We start from the raw sequence: 17,212 nt of genomic DNA, 5'->3' as shown, positions 1-17,212 counted from the left end.
GTGACGCCCACCTCGCAGCTCAGCCTGGGCCTGCTGCTGACGGCCGCCGCCGGCATGATCGACGTCGTCGGCTTTATCGAGCTGGGCGGTTTCTACACCTCGTTCATGAGCGGCAACACCACGCAGCTCGGCGCAGGCCTTGCCCACCTCGGCCCGGCCCTGGCGCTCCCTGCCGGCCTGATCGTGATGTTCGTCGTCGGCAGCTTCCTCGGCAGTCTCGTCGGTGGCAGCGGTCCGGGCGCGGGGCGTATCGGCGTGCTGGCGATCGTCATCGCCGGCCTGATGGTGACGCTGGTGCTGCACGCCAACGGCTTTTCCGCCGCCCAGGCCATGCTGGCGCTCGCCACCGCGGCCGGCGCCCAGAACGCCGTACTGCCGCAGAGTGGAGCGGCGCGGCTCGGCGCCACGTTCGTTACCGGTACGTTGTTTGCCGTCGGCCAGGACCTGGCGCGAGCCGTCCGGGGCGAGGCGCCGCCGCTGCGCTGGCTGCAGCATCTGCTGGTGTGGCTGGCCCTGCTGCTGGGCGCGGCGATCGGGGCGTTCTGCTACGGCCAATGGCAAGTGGGCGCCCTGGCGGTGCCAGGAGCGATCTATCTCGCCTTCCTCAGCGCTTACGTGATCCGGGCAGCGCGCTAGCCGGGCGCTTCCCGGCAGCGGACTAAGCTGCTAGAAATGGCAGCAATGATGTGCAGAACATCAGTTCGTTGGCCTTCTGCGCTAGACTTGCACGTCCAGGCGTTAGCAAACCGATGATGACCGCCGCCCAATTGCGGGCCGCCCGCGCTCTGCTCGGCATCGACCAGAAGACCCTGGCCGGCATGGCCGGGGTGTCGTTGCCGACTATCCAGCGCATGGAAGCAAGTGACGGTACGGTGCGCGGTATCGTCGAAACCCTCACCCGCGTGATCGAGGCGCTCAACGAGGCCGGAGTCGAACTGATCGGCGATAACGCCCGCAGCGACAGTGGCGGCCGTGGCGTACGCCTCCGACGACCCGCGCAAAAAACCGACTGAGTTCTAGACGTCGTTGGGCGATCACGGCCCTAGCCACCGCTGATTGCCGCGCTTGTTCGCGAAAGGCGAATGATCCGATGGCCAGTTCTGCTCCCGCCTCCCCTGCTGCTCCGTCACCGCCCCTGGCCGAGCTGTTCACGCCCAAGCTGATCACCGTCCTGCGCGAGGGATATAGGCTCGGCGACCTCAGGGCCGACATCCTGGCCGGACTTACCGTCGCCATCGTCGCGCTGCCCCTGTCGATGGCCATTGCCATCGCATCGGGAACAACGCCCGAACGCGGGCTGTTCACGGCGGCGGTCGGCGGGTTTCTGATCTCGGCACTGGGCGGCAGCCGGTTCCAGATCGGCGGACCGGCGGCGGCGTTCACCGTGCTGGTGGCGTCCACCATCGGCCGCCACGGGCTCGATGGCCTGCTGCTCGCTACCATCATGGCCGGCGTGTTCCTGCTGTTGATGGGAGCGTTCCGGCTCGGCAGCTATATCAAGTTCATTCCCTATCCAGTGACAGTCGGCTTCATTTCAGGCATCGCGGTGATCCTGTTCGTCGGCCAGGTTCACGACCTGCTCGGTCTGACGCTGCCGGCGGCCGATCCCGCCGACATCGTCCCCAAGATCGCAGCCCTGGCTGCCGCCATCGGGACCGTCAACCCGGCGGCGATTGGGATCGCCGCACTCTCCGTCGCCATCATCGTCGGTCTCAGGCGCTGGCGCCCGCACCTGCCCGGCATCCTCATCGCCGTGATCGTCGCATCGCTGGTCGGTGCAATCCTGCAGTTGCCGATCGAGACCATCGGTACACGGTTCGGCGGTATTCCGAGCACGCTGCCGAGCCCGTCGCTGCCGCCCCTCTCGCTGGACAAGGTTCAGGCCGTCCTGCCCGATGCGATCGCCTTTGCCCTGCTGGGCGCCATCGAGTCGCTGTTGTCCGCCATGGTTGCCGATGGCATGACCGGCCGCCGGCATCGCTCCAACATGGAGCTGGTCGCGCAGGGTATCGCCAATATCGGCTCGGCACTATTCGGTGGCATCTGCGCCACCGGCACAGTGGCCCGCACCGCCACCAATGTCCGCTCCGGCGCGCGCAGCCCGCTGGCCGGCATGTTCCATTCGGTGTTCATCGTGCTGTTCATGCTGGTGGCGGCACCGCTCGCGAGCTTCATCCCGCTCGCCGCGCTCGCCGGCGTGCTGGTCGTCGTCGCCTGGAACATGGCTGAGAAAAACGCCTTTGCTACCCTGGTGCGAACCTCTCCCGGCGATGCCGTGGTGCTGTTGGCCACCTTCGGGCTCACGGTATTCCGCGGTCTCACCGAGGGCATCATCGTCGGCTTCGCCCTGGGGGCCCTGCTGTTCATCCACCGCATGGCCCAGCATGCCGGCGTAGAGGTGCACGTGCCGCCGGTTCCCGAGGATCAGGCGGACGCCGCCCGGCCCGAGCGCCACCCTTATGATCCCGCTCTCGCCACCGATCCCGATGTCGCGGTCTACCGCATCACCGGCGCGTTCTTCTTCGGCGCTGCGGCCACCGTCGGCGCGGTGCTCGAACGCATCGCAGACCGGCACCGTGCCTTCATCATCGATTTCTCGGCGGTGCCCTTCATCGACTCGACCGCCGCCAACACCATGGGCGGCATCGCGCGCAAGGCAGCCCGACATCGGGTCGTACTGCTGATTTCCGGCGCCACCCCGGCGGTGCGAGCCTCCCTGGCCGCACACGGCATCAGCGCGCCTGCGGTGCTGTTCGAGCGCAGCATCGAGAGCGCTGTCGCCGCGGCGCATGCCGAGATCGCGCGCCGCAGCGCCTCCGAACCTGCCGCGCCGGCCCAGGGCGCCTCCGGAGCGAACCGGTGAAGCCGCGAGGCTAACTCAGGAACTCGGTCCGCGCCCGCTCGATCACCAGCGAGCGGATCGCCACGTTGCGTGGCTGGCTCAGGACGAACAGGATCGCCTCGACCACATCCCTGTCGCTCAGCGCCTCCTCGACCCCGCGGGGGTGCTCCCAGTTGTCCTCGAGCGGCGACGTGTCCTCGATATGTCCGGGATAGACCGAAGTGACGCGGACGCTGGTGCCGATCATCTCCTCGGTCAGCGCCTGCACGAAGCCGTTCTGGGCGTGTTTGGCGGCGACGAACGGCACTGATGAGCCGCGCATCGGCGCATAGGGTAGCCCGCTCATCGAAACCACCGTGTGGATGTCAGCCTCGGGCCGTTTCAGCAGCAGCGGCAGCAGGCGGCGCGTCAGCGCCATGGTGCCGGTCACCGTCGAGTCAACCACCGCAGCGATTTGCGCGTCGGTCATCGCCTGGTAGGCGCCGCCCACCCATTGCGAGCCCGAATTGACGAGAATATCGAGCTCAGGGTGCACGGTGGCGATCCTGCCTGCCGCCGCGGTCAGCGATAGCGGGTCGGCAAGGTCGCAGACGAAGGCATCCGGCCGGCTGCCGGTCCGCTGCTCGATGGCATCGGCGACTGCACCGATACCCGCGGCGTTGCGGCCCAGCAGCAGCGGGATCATGCCGCGATCGGCCGCGACGATGGCGAGGGCTGCCCCGAGGCCGCGCGCCGCGCCGGTGATCGCAATGGTCTTGCCCGCAAGTCCCATTCATTCCTCCCTATGGTCCCGCCAAGAAAAAAGGCCGGGATCGCTCCCGGCCTTCGATAGGTCCCTGCATGGGATCTCAGCTTTTCTCTTCCGCCGGCTTGTCGGCGGCGGGGGCCCTGGTCTTCTTGGGCTTGGGCGCAGCGATGGCTTTGGGACGGGCCGGCCGCGGCGGAACCGCGATCAGCTCGAGCTTGGCCTCGGTGCCGACGCCAACCACCGCCACGGTGACCGAGCCGCCGTTCTGCAGTTCGCCGAACAGCACCTGATCGGCCAGCGGCTTCTTGACGTGCTCCTGGATCACGCGACCGAGCGGACGCGCTCCCATCTTCTCGTCGTAGCCGCGGACCGCCAGCCACTCGGCAGCCTCCGGGGTGAGCTCGATGGTCACGCCACGCTCGGCCAGCTGGCCTTCGAGCTGCAGCACGAACTTCTCCACCACCCGGCGCACCACCTGCGGCGGCAACGGACCGAACGAGATGATGGCGTCGAGACGGTTGCGGAACTCCGGCGTGAACATCCGGTTCACCGCTTCCTCGTCGTCACCCTGTTCGCGCTTGCGACCGAAGCCGATCGGCGACTTCTGCAGCTCCATGGCGCCTACATTGGAAGTCATGATCAGGATCACGTTACGGAAGTCGACCGACTTGCCGTTGTGATCGGTGAGTTTGCCGTGGTCCATGACCTGCAACAAGATGTTGAACAGGTCGGGGTGGGCCTTTTCTATCTCGTCGAGCAACACCACGCAGTGCGGATGCTGGTCCACGCCATCGGTGAGCAAACCGCCCTGATCGAAGCCGACATAGCCCGGAGGGGCGCCGATCAGCCGCGACACGGTATGCCGCTCCATGTACTCGGACATGTCGAAGCGCAGCAGTTCCACACCCAGCGTATCGGCCAACTGCTTGGCCACTTCGGTCTTGCCGACGCCGGTCGGGCCCGTGAACAGGTACGAGCCGATCGGCTTTTCCGGTTCGCGCAGGCCGGCACGAGCCAGCTTGATCGCCGACGACAGTGCGGTAATTGCCTGATCCTGGCCGAACACCACGGTCTTGAGATTGCTCTCGAGATTGGCGAGCAGCTCGGAGTCCGACTTCGACACCGACTTGGGCGGGATGCGGGCCATCGTGGCGATGGTCTGCTCGATATCGACCACGTCGATGGTCTGCTTGCGGTTCTCGGGGGTCAGCAGCATCTGGCTGGCGCCGGTCTCGTCGATCACATCGATCGCCTTGTCCGGGAGCTTCCGGTCATTGATATAGCGCGCGCTCAGCTCGACGGCGGCCTTCAGCGCGTCGTCGGTGTACTTGAGCTTGTGGTAGTCCTCGAAATACGGCCGCAGTCCCTTCACGATCTCGATCGCATCGGGAATGGTCGGCTCGGCGACGTCGATCTTCTGGAAACGACGGACCAGCGCCCGATCCTTCTCGAAGAACTGCCGGTACTCCTTGTAGGTGGTCGAGCCAATGCAGCGGATATTGCCCGAGGCCAGAGCCGGCTTCAGCAGGTTCGAGGCATCGAGGGCGCCGCCCGAGGTGGCGCCGGCGCCGATCACGGTGTGGATTTCGTCGATGAACAGAATGGCGTCGGGGTGCTTCTCGAGCTCCTTCATGACGGCCTTCAGCCGCTCTTCGAAATCGCCGCGATAGCGCGTACCGGCGAGGAGCGAGCCCATGTCGAGCGCATAGATCACCGCCTCGCGCAGCACTTCGGGCACATCGCCTTCGATGATCTTGCGCGCCAGCCCTTCGGCAATGGCGGTCTTGCCCACGCCGGCGTCACCGACATAGAGCGGGTTGTTCTTGGAGCGCCGGCACAGGATCTGGATGGTCCGGCGCAGCTCGCTGTCGCGACCGATCAGCGGGTCGATCTTGCCGGCGCGCGCCTTCTCGTTGAGGTTGACGCAGAAGTCGGCAAGGGCCGAGCTCTGGCCATTGCCTGAACGCTCGCCTTCTTCGCCCTGGCCATTGCCGGCCGGGGTTTCGGCGCCGCGCACGCGGCGCTCTTCGCTTGGCCCCGACTTGGTGATGCCGTGCGAGATGAAATTGACCGCGTCGAGCCGCGTCATGTCCTGCTGCTCGAGGAAGTACGCCGCATGGCTCTCGCGTTCGGCGAAGATGGCGACCAGCACGTTGGCGCCCGTAACCTCTTCCTTACCGGACGATTGCACGTGGATGACGGCGCGCTGGATGACGCGCTGGAATGCGGCGGTCGGCCGCGCATCCTGCCCGTTGGGCACGACGAGGCTGTCGAGTTCCTCGTTAATGAAGTCTTCGAGGTCGGATTTCAGCGCTTCGATGTCGACGTCGCAGCCGGTCAGCACCGCGATGGTGTCGCGATCGTCGGTCAGCGCCAGCAGCAGGTGCTCGAGCGTTGCGAACTCATGCGCCCGCTCTCGCGCCAGGTTCATCGCCTGATGGAGGGCCTTCTCAAGTCCGCGGGAAAAAGAGGGCATATGTCGGTTCCTATTGCTTTTCCATCACGCACTGCAGTGGGTGCTGGTTCTTGCGGGCCGCGTCCATCACCCTGGTGACCTTGGTCTCGGCCACCTCGAAGGGGTACACGCCACATTCGCCGACGCCCTGATTGTGGACGTGAAGCATGATGCGCATGGCCTCTTCGCGGGTCTTGTTGAACACATCCTGCAGTACCAGGACGACGAACTCCATCGGAGTGTAGTCATCGTTGAGCAGCAGCACCCGATAAAGGCTGGGCCGCTTGCTCCTGGTTTTCGGCTTCGTGATGGTCGCCGTATCGTTCTTGCTTCCCCCATCGCCGTTGCCCTTGCGGTCATCATCGGCACCCCGTGGCGGCATCATGGATGCACCAATGGTCGGGAGCGTCAGTTCGATGGCTGCACGCATGGCTCGGGTCTGGGGGAGATCGGTTCGAAGCAGCATGGTGAGGCCATTATGTAGGCAAAACTCGCTGCCTGTTAAGTGGCGAACTACCTAAACTTTGGAGCAGGTGGCCCTGCTCACAAGCGTTTAACCAAGTGCCCGAAATCCATCGCATTTTACGGAATGGTAAGACCGCCTGCCTAAGGTGCACGGTAACAGGGAACGTGACTGGTCTCATTTTGGGGAGGACCGGACACCGCTTCTCGAGGCGTTGAGTACGGGCGGCGTTTGCGCCCGATAGTAGTTGGAGTACCGGGTGCTTTCGCAGAAGCATTTTTCCCAAAGCCGCGCGGTTTTCTCGCGCCTGGTGGCCGCCCTCATGCTGGCCCTCGCACTGCTCGTGCCAATGGTCGTGGCCGTCGAGGCTGCCAGTGTGCCGCGCAAGTTCGCGGGCATTGTCGTCGACGCCAAGTCCGGCAAAATCCTCTACGAAAGCTCCGCCAATGCCGCTCGCTACCCGGCGTCGGTGACCAAGGTGATGACCCTCTACATCCTGTTCCAGGAACTGGAGGCCGGTAACATTACCTTGAAGACCAAATTCACGGTGTCGAAATACGCCGCCCAGGCGGTCCCCACCAAGCTCGGCCTGAAAGCCGGCTCGACCATCACCGTCGAGAACGCCATCAAGGCGATCGTCACCATTTCGGCCAACGACATCGCCCGGGTGATCGCCGAGAACATCTCCGGCTCCGAGAGCGCGTTCGCCAAGCGCATGACCTCGACCGCCAAGGCACTGGGCATGTCGAACACCACCTATCGCAATGCCTCGGGCCTGCCCGACAGCGGTCAGGTCACCACCGTCGCCGATCAGGCGATCCTCGGCATCGCCGTCTACCAGCACTTCCCGAACTACTACGAGTACTTCCAGACCCGCAGCTTCTCTTACGGCAAGCGCACCTACGGCAATCACAACCGCCTCCTGGGCAACAATGGCGTGGATGGCATCAAGACCGGCTACACCAACGCCTCGGGCTTCAACCTGCTGACCGCGGCGCGGGCCGACGGGCACCACATCGTCGTCGCCGGCTTCGGCTTCGACTCCAGCGGTGCGCGCGACGCCAAAGTGCGCGAACTGGTCAAGACCTACCTGCCCAAGAGCCGCACCGGGGGCTATCTCGACGTCGCGATGATCCCGCAGCCGGGCCGCAAGGGCGCCACCGTCATGGTGGCCTCCGCCGATCCGGCGCCGGTTATGCCGGCTCCCTACCCGTCGTTCCGCATCGACGGCACCACTGTCAGCGTCACCGCCAAGCTGGAGCCGACCGAAGCCGCGCAGCAGCCGGACGACATCGTGGTGGCCTCGATCGACGATGCCGCCCCGCTGCCGGAGGCCCGCCCGGCCGATCTGGGCTTCGATGAAGCCGTGCAGGCCGCCAACAAGCTCGCCTCGCGCCCGACCATCGCCAGCATCGCTCCGCAGCAGGAGCGCCCCCTCGATGTGATCGGCGCCTGGCTCAGCGACACCTTCTCGCTCGGCGCGGCCCCTGCCCCGCTCGGCCAGACCGCGCCGTCGGCGCCGCTGCTGCCACCGGTCGGCATCGGCGAAGAAGGCCAGCCGATCGACCTGATGACCTCGGGTGGCATCGGCGATGCCGCGCCGCAGGTGGTCGAGAACCAGGCGCCGCCGGCCGCGCTCGCCGTCGCCGAAGTGCCGCAGGATGTCAGCGGCGGCTGGATCGTCCAGATCGGCGCCGCGCCGACCGAGGGCGGCGCCAACTCGCTGATCAGCGATGCCTCGTCCAAGGTCGGGAACCTTGGTACGGCACGCGCCTATGTCGAACGGTTCGAGAAGAACGGCCAAGTGTTCTTCCGCGCCCGGTTCGGAGGTTTCGGCGACCGCGAAGATGCGGCCGGTGTCTGCAACCAGTTGAAGAAAGCCAAGATGAGCTGCCTCGCCATGCAGTCCTGATGGACTGACCGGTGTCGCTTTCAGCCGAAAGCGCCCCGGTCGCGAAAAGCAGCCGCCTCAGGGAAGCGAATTTGTGGCCTGTGTTGGAGTAGCCCAAATGAGCGATACGTCTAGCCTCACCGAACTCGCCCGCTTTGTGGGGCAGTCGGCCCTCGCGTCCGAAGATGCCGTTGTCCGCAGGCAGGCGGTCAATGCCATGGTGACGCGGTTCAATCCCGGCCTGAAGCGCCGCGGCGTCGGCGACCTGCTCGGCGTGGTGATGGCACTCAGCGCCCGCACCCGCCGCATGCTGATGCCGCATGTCGAGATCGAACTCGACGTCTTCGCGCCAGCAGGCGGCCGCGCAGTGACCGTCACCCTGCCCCGGCGGGGTTAGCAAGTTCCAACAGCGTCGGTGCGCACAACCTACGACAGCGCCCCACGCTCGGTGTCATCCCAGCGAAAGCTGGGACCCATCTCGCCGACCGCGCCAGCTGATAGTTGGGTCCCTGCTTTCGCAGGGATGACAGCCGGTAGGTGGGCATGTTCATAGCCAAGGCAAATGCACTCTCGCTGGGACAGACCCAGTCTTCGGCCTCTCACTCACCGGCCATATGCTCGAATCTGGCCGGCTCGACGGCGCTGGCGGCCAGCGCCTTCTCGCCCTCGATGCGGGCCTTGGCCTGCTCGCTTACCGGCAGCTTCAACGCCTCTACCAGCGCGCGATATTCCTGCCGGGCGCTGAGGTGCGACATCGAGGGGAGTCCCCCGAGCATCTCGGCGTCCAAGGGATCGAAGACCGTCATGCCGGTCGGGAACAGCGAGCGAAAGATCACCCGCTCGGCGATGCCGTCGGCCACTCGGCAGCCGAGCCGCACGGCAATCTTCTCGATGGCGCCCTGGACGATCTTGGTCGAGCGCGACGGCAGCATCGAGATGCGGTTGCGCACGATCACCCAGTCGATGGTGCGGCCATCGATCGACAGCCGTTCGGTGCGGGCCCGCTGCACCAGACGGGCATAGTGGCTCATTTCCCTGGGGTCGCCCGTCACCGGGTCCACATGCGCCATCACGTCGAGATCGATGATCGAATCGTTGAGTGGGGTGACCAGGGTATCGGCCAGCGAATGCGCCAGCCGGGTCAGATGGGTGTCGAAGCCGGGCGTATCGACGATCAGGAAATCGGCGTCGCCTTCGACCTCGATGATGGCCTGCCGGAACAGGTCGAACTCGACGCGCTGGTTCTCCTTGACCGAGTCCGATTTGGACAGCGGCAGGTGGAAATGGGTGGCGTGCGGCAGCTTCAGGTCGTGCGCTTGGGCCCAGTTGCGGCGGTTGCGCACGTATTGGGTGAGGGTCTGCTGACGGCTGTCGACGTCGATCGAGGCGACGCGAAACCCTTGGTACATCAGGAAAACGGCGAGATGAAACGCGGTGGTCGACTTGCCGGAGCCGCCCTTCTCATTGCCGACGACAATGACATGCGTCCCTGTCCTGCCCATCAAACTCCCCTGCCGCTCCAGTGCCCCGAAGCGACGCATTTTCGGGATTCGGTATATGTTCGCCCGGGCGAACTATTGATGAGACCCCCACCCCGTTCAAGGGGGAGTTTGAACACCCGCCGATGACAGGCGCGCAACGTCACCCTAAAGCCGCGCTTCGAGCGCCGCGCGATCGGCGAGAAACATCACCTGCCCGCGCTGGTTGCTCTCGTAGATGAAGTCGCGCAGCGACGGGCTCTCGGCGGTGAAGCGCGAAATGTCGCCGAGAACGGCGACACGGAAGCCATATTGCTGGAACTTCTGCAGCACCGCGCCCGCGAGCCGGCTACTGAGCCAGAAAAAATCGTCCACCAGTCGCTCCGCCGGGATGGCAATGAGGTCGATACCGAGCCCGTAGGTCGCGCCGATGACGTCGTTGACGTCCGCCTCGGCGGCGATCACCGGCCCGTCGTAGAAGCCGACGGTGACGCCCTTGATCTCGCTTTGCTGCATCAGATCAGTCCCAGTTTCGCCAGTTCCTCGGCGAGTTCGAGCGAGCCCTCCTCCTCGAAACCGCCCTTGCCGATATCGGCGGGGGCATCCTTGGGGTCAAGGTAGCGCCAGCCCTGGAACGGCGATTTGGGGCGCGGAATGGTGCGCACCATGTCCGGCGCCATGATGATGTCGCAACACTTCAGCCCCTGCTCGTCGACGGCCTCGGCCAGCCTCAGGATCGGCTGGCGGCAACGGATCACCCCGGAGATCACCCAGTAGATCGAGCCCTGCCCTTCCATCTCGCCCTTGCGCTTGGGCATGGTACGGGTGCGATGGACGTGCACGTCCTCGCCATAGTCGGCGCCCCACCAATGAGCACGCTCGCTGCGATAGGACTCGAGCTCCTCCAGCGTCGCTACGCCGACGCAGAGCTTGATCATATGCATCATGCGTTGCCGGCCGCGTCCCGCTTGGCGTTGATGATGTCGATCTCGTCCTGATCGACCACCCAGGGCTCCTTCAGGGCCTCGGCCAGCCATTCCTGAAACGTCGGCAAGGCGTAGATCGCCTCGACATATTCCTGCGCCAGATCGCTCACCGGCAGCTCATAAGTACGGATACGGGTCGCCACCGGCGCGTACATCGCGTCGGCTGCGTTGAACGAACCGAACAGATAGGGCCCGCCGGACTTCGACAGCAGGTCGCCCCAGATGCGCTCGATGCGCTTCAGGTCGTCGGCCACCATATCGATGTCGACCTTGCCGGGATGCGAAGCGCGCAGGTTCATCGGCGCGGCGTCGCGCAGGGCCAGGAAGCCGCCATGCATCTCGGCGGCCGCCGACCGGGCATAAGCCCGTTCGACCCGATTGGATGGCCAGATGCCCTTGGCGGGGTATTTGTCGTGCAGATATTCGATGATCGCTGTGGTTTCGGGCAACACCACGTCACCGTCGACCAGCACCGGCACTTTGCCGCTCGGCGATTTCTTGCGCAGGTTCTGCTGCCAGCCTTCGCCGTTGAGCAACACCAGCTCTTCGTCGAACGGAATGTTGAAATGGCGCAGCACCAGCCAGGCGCGAAGCGACCAGCTCGAGTAGTTGCGGTTGGCAAAGATGAGCTTCATGCGAGCCTCAAAAGCGGAAGGGCGCCGAATGGCCCGGCGCCCTTCCAAAATTCTGTACTATCGAAGGACCTTCAGGTCCAGTTGCGCTCCGTCCTAAGCGCCGGCAACGATAGTGAACACCAGTGACATGGCCACCAGACAGACGAGTGTCCAGGACACTGTCGGTAAGGCGGATCGCCACCATTCGGTCTTTGATTGGCCTCGCATCAAAGCTCCTTCTTGCCGTTCTCGGGCTGCCGCAACCACACATGGTGACGGAATTGCGACAGTAATGATTCGTTAACTCGGCAGGGGCGTGGTTGGGAAGTGGCGGGAAAGCCACAGTGGATAGGTCGAGTATTGCTGTGGACAGCGGCCTAGAAGAGGCCGAACCAGAGCCCGGCCAGGCCCAAAAACGCGAAGAATCCAATCACATCGGTGACGGTGGTGACGAACACCGAGGAGGCGATCGCCGGGTCGACCTTCAGTCTGTTGAGCGTCAGCGGGATCAAAATTCCAGCGCTGCCGGCGGCGATCATGTTGATGATCATGGCGAGGCCGATGACGATCCCCAGACTCGGGCTGGCGTAGCGCAGCCAGGTGACGGCGCCGATCAGCACGGCGAAGATGCACCCGTTGAGGAAGCCGCCGGTGACCTCGCGCAGGATCAGGCGGCGCACCCTGCCCCGATCGAGGTCGCGGGTGGCGAGGGCGCGCACCGTGACGGTCATGGTCTGGGTGCCGGCGTTGCCGCCCATCGAGGCGACGATCGGCATCAACGCGGCCAACGCCACCATCTGCTCGATGGTGGCGTTGAACAGGCTGATGACGAAGGAAGCAAGCATGGCGGTGATGAGGTTGACCACCAGCCAGGGGGCGCGGCTGCGCACGGTCGAGAGCACATTGTCCGACAGCTCTTCGTCGCCGGCCACACCACCGAGCAGCTTGATGTCCTCGGTCGCCTCCTCGTGGATCACGTCGACGATGTCGTCGACGGTCAGCACGCCGACCAGCCGCTTGTTCTCATCCACGACGCCGATCTCGACGAGGTCGTAACGCTCGAAGTCGCGCGCTGCCTCTTCCTGGTCCTCGGTGGCTTCCACCGTGAGGACGTCGTGGTTCATCAGGTTCTCGATCCGGACCTGGCGCCTGGAGCGCAGGAACTTGTCGAGCGGAATGGTGCCCAGCACCCGATAGCCGGGATCGACGACGTAGAGCTGAAAGAACTCGTCGGGGAGATCCTTCTCCACCCGCAGGTAGTCGATGGTCTGGCCGACGGTCCAGAACGGCGGGATGGCGATGAAATCGGTCTGCATCCGCCGGCCGGCGGAGTCCTCGGGAAAGTCCAGGCTGCGCTTGAGGCTCAGCCGCTCGAAAGCCGGCAGCTGCGCAAGGATCTCCTCCCGGTCCCCGGCATCCATGTCCTCGAGGATGTAGACGGCGTCGTCGTTGTCGAGACTCGCAACGCCGCGCGCCACGTCCTCGGCCGGCAGTCCCTCGATCAGGTCGGTACGAACGTTATCGTCGACCTCGGTCAGGGCCAGGTAGTCGAACTTGTCGCCGAGCATCTGGACCAGCGCGACGCGCTCGTCCTGCTCGAGCGCCTCCAGCACGTCACCAGCATCGGCGGCGTGCAGCGGCTCCATCATCTCGGCGACGTCGTGCTCTTCGCCCGCCAGCAGGTGGGCGCGCAGCCGCTCGATCCACTGCTGATTCAGGTGATCGTCCGGACCGCGAAGCGCGTTCGGATCGGGCCGGGCTTCCCCGATTTCCGCGATGTCGGATTCATTGGTCATGGAGACCCCGGGAGGCTGGCGCTTCGGGTTCAAACCGTTGTGTAGCCAATCGGTTTGAGATGCGCCAGACTTGCTACCCAGTCGCATGCTGTTTTTTGCTTCGCCGAGAAGGAGATGGCGATGGGCCACGAGATGGACCGGATGTTGCGTATCTGCGCGGCGTTGCAGCTGCCCGAAGTCAGCGAGTCCACCAGCTACGGCGCGCCGTCGCTCAAGGTCAGGGGCAAGAACTTCGCCTCGGTGCGTGGGCCGCAGGAGATGGTGCTGCATTGCCCGCTCGAGCAGAAGGAACTGCTGATGGAGATGGCGCCCGAGATCTACTGGCAGACCGACCACTTCAAGGGCTGGCCGGGGCTCCTGGTCCGGCTCGACGTGATCGGCGACGAGGAGTTGTCGCTGCGGCTGGAGGATGCCTGGAGGTTCCGGGCGCCGAAGCGGCTGGCCGAGGCGTATGCGGCGGCGAAGCGGTAACTGCCGTTCTGCCTTCGATTGTGGCTTTCCCCTCATCCGGCGCTACGCGCCACCTTCTCCCCGACGGGGAGAAGAATCCGGAGAGCGCGGCGATCACCTCTGTTCCTCTCCCCGTCGGGGAGAGGGTGGATCGCGCGAAGCGCGAGACTGGTGAGAGGTGGCAGGCGCGCCGGTCCCTCCCGCGCCTGCTTCAGAGCTTACGGCGTCAAGTCCTTCGGCGGTTCGATGCCGTTGATCAGCGAGGCAGTGGTCACGGTGTTGGCAAGCAGGCAGACGATGGTCATCGGCCCTACCCCGCCCGGAACCGGCGTGATGGCGCCGGCAACTTCGGCCGCCGCGGCATAGTCAACGTCCCCAAGCAGTCGCGTCCTGCCTTCCCCCCGCTCCGGCGCCGGAATGCGGTTGATGCCGACATCGATCACCGTCGCGCCCGGCTTGATCCAGTCGCCCTTGATCATCTGCGGGCGGCCGACCGCGGCGACCACGATATCGGCCTGCCGGACCACATCGGCCAGGTTCCTGGTCTTCGAATGCGCCACGGTCACCGTGCAATTCTCGCGCAGCAACAGCTGCGCCATCGGCTTGCCGACCAGGTTCGAGCGGCCGACGATCACCGCATTGAGCCCATCGAGCGAGCCGAGCGTATCGCGCAGCAGCATCAGGCAGCCGAGCGGCGTGCAGCTCACCGGTCCCGGCAGACCGATCTGCAGCTTGCCGACGCTGGCCGGGGTGAAGCAGTCGACATCCTTGTCGGGCGAGATCGTCGCGATGATCTTGTTGGGATCGATCTGCTTGGGCACCGGCAGTTGCACCAGGATGCCATGAATGGCCGGGTCGGCATTGAGGTTCTGCACCAGGGCCAGCACTTCGGCCTCGGAGGCGTCTTCGGGCAACTCGTATTTCTCCGAGTGCATGCCGACCTCGACGGTCTGCTTGGCCTTCTGGCTCACATAGATCTGGCTGCCCGGATCGTGTCCGACGATCACCACCGCCAGGCCGGGCGTGATGCCGTGGTCGCGCTTCAGGCGCTCGACATGGCCGGCGATCCGGCCCCGCAGGCCCTCGGCATAGGTCTTTCCGTCGATGATCTTGGCGGTCATGGGAACTCCTCGGGCTGGAGCGCCCGATATGGAGCAACTCGCCTTCCCGTGCAACCTCAGTAGGGAGCGCGGATGGTGATCCCCTCGGCCTCGAGCGCGAGCCGCACCGCCCGCGCGATCGCCACCGCCTCCTCGGTATCGCCATGGATGCAGAGCGAGGAGGCCCGGGAGCGGATCACCGAGCCGTCGATCGCGACGAGCTCCCCTGCCCGCGCCAGCCGCACCGCACGCTCGGCAATGGCCGTGGCGTCGTGCAGCACCGCGCCGGGCTCGGACCGCGGCACCAGCAGTCCGTTCGGCTGATAGGCCCGGTCGGCGTAAGCCTCGCGCACCACGGGATAGCCCAGCGCCTCGGCCACCTCGACCTGCGCGCTGTCGTCGATGGCCAGCACCGCCAGGCCCGGCACCAGCCCGGTTACCGAAGCAAAGCACAGCGCCGCAACGGCCGGCTCCTCCGCCGCCATGTTGGCGAGCGCCCCATGCAGCTTGAGGTAGCGCACCGGCACTTCCTCTTCCTCGGCGTACTCGACCAGGGTGCGCACCTGGGCGCGCACCTGCTCGTCCAGTTCCTCGGGCGGCAGCAGCAGCCGGCGGCGGCCGAAATGTTCGCGATCGGCAAAACCAGGATGCGCCCCGACAGCTACGCCTCGGGCCCTGGCCGCCCGCAGCGCCAACCGCATCGTCGTTTCGTCGCCGGCATGGCCGCCGCAGGCGATCGACGCCGACGAGACGATGTCGAACAGGGCTGCGTCGCTGGGCATGCCTTCGCCAAGGTCGGCATTGAGGTCGAGTTCGTTCACGGCTTCAGCCCCTCCGCATGCGCCACTGTAACCGGCTCGAACCGCACAGGCGCTCCGGGCCGCAACTGGGCGAACCGATCGAGGTCGACCGAGACCACCGTGGCGATCCGTGGATAGCCACCGGTCGGCTGGTGATCGCGCATCAGCACGATCGGCGTACCATCGCCGAGGATCTGGATATCGCCTGGCACCACGGCATCCGACACCAGCGACAGGATCCTGGCCGCGGCAAACACGCGATGCGGATCGGCAAGCCGCACCCCCATGCGGTCGAGCTGCGGCGACACGACGAACCCATCGGTAACGAAACGCTGACGGATGACATCGTCGAAGCGGTCGGCATGAATGCCCCAGACCACCCTGATCGGGCCATCCCGCTCCGCCGCCGGGGTTGGGTGCTGGCCGCGTCCGCGCGGCAGCGTTGCGCCGAGCGGCACGACGTCGCCGACCTGCAGCGCCCGCCCGCCGAAGCCGCCGATGCCGGCAATGCAGCTGGTCGCCCGGCTGCCCATCACCGGGGCGATGTCGACTTCGCGATCGAAGCGCAGATAGCCGTAGTTGCCGGCGCTGCCCGGTCGAATCTCAACCACCGCGCCGGGCTGCAGGAGCGCCCGTGCCGGCCATGGCTTTGCTTCGCCATCGATGCTCAGCTCGAAGGCGCCGCCATCGAGCGCGATCGCAACCGAGCCCTCGGCGACCAAGCCGAGGCCCGCCGTGGTGAACTCGATGCCGGTCGTCCCGGCGGCGCCGAGCCAGCCGCCCGCCCGCTCGAAGGCCGTACGATCCATCGGGCCGGACGCACTGATACCGTGCCGCAGCAACCCGGGCCGACCGGCGTCCTGCAGCGTCACCAAAGGCCCGGCGCGGGTAATGCGGATGCCGGTCATGGCGCCGCGAACTGCAGGATGTCGCCGGCCCGCACCGCTGTCGGCGGCTCCGCGGCCGGGTCGAAATTGCGGAAGTCGGTATGGCCGATCACATGCCAGCCGGTGGGGATCGGAGTCGACGTGATCGCCGTCTGTCCCGCGGCGAACAGCACCGTGCCCGCCGCCACCTGCCGGCGCACCACGCTTCGGCGCGGCACGACCAAGGTTTCGGGATGCATGCCGCAATAGACGAAGCCAGGCGCGAAGCCGGTCGCCAGCACGCGCAGCGCGGCAGCATTGTGCATCGCCAGGAACTCCATCACCGACACATGCAGCAGGCCCGCAACCTCCTCGAGGTCCTCGCCATCGAAGCTGACCTGCACGACGTGGCGCGTGCCGGCCGCAGGCGCATCCTCAAGCCCCGAGACCAGCAGCCTGATTTCGCCGGCCAGGCGATCGAATGTCAGCGTTGCCGGGTCATAGCGGAGCAGTACCGAAATGAGGTTCGGCACCACCTCCGCCACCCCCGGCAGCGCGGCTGCCTCGACGCGCCCGGCGAGGGCGATGGCCGCTCGATTGGCCGTATCGGAGAGGCTGTCGCCGAACCGCACCAGCAGACCGCGGTCGCCGAGCGGCAGGATCAGCGGTGTGGGGTGTGGATCGGGCATGCCCTGACCTAGCATGCCGGCGCTTCACGGAAAG

Annotated in this window: 18 protein-coding genes; 6 read left to right on the top strand and 12 right to left on the bottom strand. The window is 65.8% G+C overall.

What is annotated here, in order from left to right:
- From APS40_RS21085 to APS40_RS21075, 3 genes are all read left to right on the top strand, one after another.
- Complete coding sequence (locus APS40_RS21085; protein WP_055048912.1) at positions 1 to 636, top strand: YoaK family protein; 636 nt, start codon at positions 1 to 3, stop codon at positions 634 to 636.
- Positions 637 to 749: 113 nt separating this feature from the next.
- A complete protein-coding gene (locus APS40_RS21080; protein ID WP_055048911.1) occupies positions 750 to 1,013 on the top strand; it encodes a helix-turn-helix domain-containing protein in 264 nt (87 codons plus the stop codon).
- A gap of 77 nt (positions 1,014 to 1,090) precedes the next feature.
- A complete protein-coding gene (locus tag APS40_RS21075; RefSeq protein WP_055048910.1) occupies positions 1,091 to 2,863 on the top strand; it encodes a SulP family inorganic anion transporter in 1,773 nt (590 codons plus the stop codon).
- Positions 2,864 to 2,873: 10 nt separating this feature from the next.
- On the opposite strand, the gene APS40_RS21070 is transcribed toward APS40_RS21075, so the two are convergent.
- From APS40_RS21070 to clpS, 3 genes are all read right to left on the bottom strand, one after another.
- Positions 2,874 to 3,614 carry an SDR family oxidoreductase gene (locus APS40_RS21070; RefSeq protein ID WP_055048909.1) on the bottom strand — a complete coding sequence of 247 codons (741 nt, stop codon included), beginning with the start codon at positions 3,612 to 3,614 and terminating at the stop codon, positions 2,874 to 2,876.
- Positions 3,615 to 3,690: 76 nt separating this feature from the next.
- On the bottom strand, positions 3,691 to 6,066 hold the full coding sequence (gene clpA / locus APS40_RS21065; RefSeq protein ID WP_055048908.1) for an ATP-dependent Clp protease ATP-binding subunit ClpA: 2,376 nt from the start codon (positions 6,064 to 6,066) through the stop codon (positions 3,691 to 3,693).
- Positions 6,067 to 6,076: 10 nt separating this feature from the next.
- Positions 6,077 to 6,475, bottom strand: a complete 399-nt coding sequence (gene clpS, locus APS40_RS21060) for an ATP-dependent Clp protease adapter ClpS (protein ID WP_082434581.1) — start codon at positions 6,473 to 6,475, stop codon at positions 6,077 to 6,079.
- Between the two features lie 355 nt (positions 6,476 to 6,830).
- On the opposite strand from clpS, the gene APS40_RS21055 reads away from it, so the two are divergent.
- Complete coding sequence (locus APS40_RS21055) at positions 6,831 to 8,420, top strand: D-alanyl-D-alanine carboxypeptidase (RefSeq protein ID WP_156343032.1); 1,590 nt, start codon at positions 6,831 to 6,833, stop codon at positions 8,418 to 8,420.
- Positions 8,421 to 8,517: 97 nt separating this feature from the next.
- Positions 8,518 to 8,796, top strand: a complete 279-nt coding sequence (locus tag APS40_RS21050; RefSeq protein WP_055048906.1) for a hypothetical protein — start codon at positions 8,518 to 8,520, stop codon at positions 8,794 to 8,796.
- 202 nt (positions 8,797 to 8,998) lie between these two features.
- Here APS40_RS21050 and APS40_RS21045 read toward each other — a convergent pair whose 3' ends face one another.
- The 5 genes from APS40_RS21045 to mgtE form a co-directional block, all read right to left on the bottom strand.
- The gene (locus tag APS40_RS21045) at positions 8,999 to 9,901 is read right to left on the bottom strand and encodes a division plane positioning ATPase MipZ (protein ID WP_055048905.1); all 903 of its coding nucleotides are present in this window, start codon (positions 9,899 to 9,901) and stop codon (positions 8,999 to 9,001) included.
- 144 nt (positions 9,902 to 10,045) lie between these two features.
- Complete coding sequence (locus APS40_RS21040; RefSeq protein ID WP_055048904.1) at positions 10,046 to 10,393, bottom strand: DUF4180 domain-containing protein; 348 nt, start codon at positions 10,391 to 10,393, stop codon at positions 10,046 to 10,048.
- Positions 10,393 to 10,824, bottom strand: coding sequence for a DUF1489 family protein (locus APS40_RS21035; RefSeq protein WP_236884151.1), 432 nt, complete (start codon positions 10,822 to 10,824; stop codon positions 10,393 to 10,395). Before APS40_RS21035 ends, APS40_RS21040 begins: the two co-directional genes overlap by 1 nt.
- Positions 10,821 to 11,498 carry a glutathione S-transferase family protein gene (locus APS40_RS21030; RefSeq protein WP_055048902.1) on the bottom strand — a complete coding sequence of 226 codons (678 nt, stop codon included), beginning with the start codon at positions 11,496 to 11,498 and terminating at the stop codon, positions 10,821 to 10,823. The genes APS40_RS21035 and APS40_RS21030 overlap by 4 nt, the downstream gene beginning before the upstream one ends.
- Positions 11,499 to 11,854: 356 nt before the next feature.
- The gene (gene mgtE / locus APS40_RS21025) at positions 11,855 to 13,273 is read right to left on the bottom strand and encodes a magnesium transporter (RefSeq protein ID WP_055048901.1); all 1,419 of its coding nucleotides are present in this window, start codon (positions 13,271 to 13,273) and stop codon (positions 11,855 to 11,857) included.
- 120 nt (positions 13,274 to 13,393) lie between these two features.
- Between mgtE and APS40_RS21020 the strand changes: the two genes are divergently transcribed.
- Positions 13,394 to 13,744: an MmcQ/YjbR family DNA-binding protein gene (locus APS40_RS21020; protein ID WP_055048900.1), complete on the top strand. Its 351-nt coding sequence runs from the start codon at positions 13,394 to 13,396 to the stop codon at positions 13,742 to 13,744.
- Between the two features lie 197 nt (positions 13,745 to 13,941).
- On the opposite strand, the gene APS40_RS21015 is transcribed toward APS40_RS21020, so the two are convergent.
- Genes APS40_RS21015 through APS40_RS21000 form a run of 4 tightly spaced genes read right to left on the bottom strand, consistent with a single transcriptional unit; the run spans position 13,942 to position 17,178 of the window.
- A complete protein-coding gene (locus tag APS40_RS21015) occupies positions 13,942 to 14,844 on the bottom strand; it encodes a bifunctional methylenetetrahydrofolate dehydrogenase/methenyltetrahydrofolate cyclohydrolase (RefSeq protein WP_055048899.1) in 903 nt (300 codons plus the stop codon).
- A 56-nt stretch (positions 14,845 to 14,900) separates the two neighbouring features.
- Entirely contained in the window at positions 14,901 to 15,644 is a 744-nt protein-coding gene (locus APS40_RS21010) for a LamB/YcsF family protein (protein ID WP_197279379.1), read from the bottom strand.
- Positions 15,641 to 16,531 carry a biotin-dependent carboxyltransferase family protein gene (locus APS40_RS21005; protein ID WP_055048898.1) on the bottom strand — a complete coding sequence of 297 codons (891 nt, stop codon included), beginning with the start codon at positions 16,529 to 16,531 and terminating at the stop codon, positions 15,641 to 15,643. The genes APS40_RS21010 and APS40_RS21005 overlap by 4 nt, the downstream gene beginning before the upstream one ends.
- Positions 16,528 to 17,178, bottom strand: coding sequence for a 5-oxoprolinase subunit B family protein (locus APS40_RS21000; RefSeq protein ID WP_055048897.1), 651 nt, complete (start codon positions 17,176 to 17,178; stop codon positions 16,528 to 16,530). The genes APS40_RS21005 and APS40_RS21000 overlap by 4 nt, the downstream gene beginning before the upstream one ends.
- Positions 17,179 to 17,212 lie beyond the last annotated feature (34 nt).

Source organism: Devosia sp. A16 (assembly GCF_001402915.1).
Lineage (GTDB): Bacteria > Pseudomonadota > Alphaproteobacteria > Rhizobiales > Devosiaceae > Devosia_A.
Note: the sequence above shows the minus strand (reverse complement) of the source record. Positions and strands in the feature narration are given on the sequence as shown.

Coding starts and splice junctions, on each gene's coding strand:
- APS40_RS21075 (WP_055048910.1), top strand. CDS start 1,091: ATGGCCAGTTCTGCTCCCGCCTCCCCTGCTGCTCCGTCACCGCCCCTG.
- APS40_RS21000 (WP_055048897.1), bottom strand. CDS start 17,178: ATGCCCGATCCACACCCCACACCGCTGATCCTGCCGCTCGGCGACCGC.
- APS40_RS21080 (WP_055048911.1), top strand. CDS start 750: ATGATGACCGCCGCCCAATTGCGGGCCGCCCGCGCTCTGCTCGGCATC.
- APS40_RS21040 (WP_055048904.1), bottom strand. CDS start 10,393: ATGCAGCAAAGCGAGATCAAGGGCGTCACCGTCGGCTTCTACGACGGG.
- APS40_RS21045 (WP_055048905.1), bottom strand. CDS start 9,901: ATGGGCAGGACAGGGACGCATGTCATTGTCGTCGGCAATGAGAAGGGC.
- mgtE (WP_055048901.1), bottom strand. CDS start 13,273: ATGACCAATGAATCCGACATCGCGGAAATCGGGGAAGCCCGGCCCGAT.
- clpA (WP_055048908.1), bottom strand. CDS start 6,066: ATGCCCTCTTTTTCCCGCGGACTTGAGAAGGCCCTCCATCAGGCGATG.
- clpS (WP_082434581.1), bottom strand. CDS start 6,475: ATGCGTGCAGCCATCGAACTGACGCTCCCGACCATTGGTGCATCCATG.
- APS40_RS21030 (WP_055048902.1), bottom strand. CDS start 11,498: ATGAAGCTCATCTTTGCCAACCGCAACTACTCGAGCTGGTCGCTTCGC.
- APS40_RS21020 (WP_055048900.1), top strand. CDS start 13,394: ATGGGCCACGAGATGGACCGGATGTTGCGTATCTGCGCGGCGTTGCAG.
- APS40_RS21005 (WP_055048898.1), bottom strand. CDS start 16,531: ATGACCGGCATCCGCATTACCCGCGCCGGGCCTTTGGTGACGCTGCAG.
- APS40_RS21015 (WP_055048899.1), bottom strand. CDS start 14,844: ATGACCGCCAAGATCATCGACGGAAAGACCTATGCCGAGGGCCTGCGG.
- APS40_RS21050 (WP_055048906.1), top strand. CDS start 8,518: ATGAGCGATACGTCTAGCCTCACCGAACTCGCCCGCTTTGTGGGGCAG.
- APS40_RS21035 (WP_236884151.1), bottom strand. CDS start 10,824: ATGATGCATATGATCAAGCTCTGCGTCGGCGTAGCGACGCTGGAGGAG.
- APS40_RS21055 (WP_156343032.1), top strand. CDS start 6,831: ATGCTGGCCCTCGCACTGCTCGTGCCAATGGTCGTGGCCGTCGAGGCT.
- APS40_RS21070 (WP_055048909.1), bottom strand. CDS start 3,614: ATGGGACTTGCGGGCAAGACCATTGCGATCACCGGCGCGGCGCGCGGC.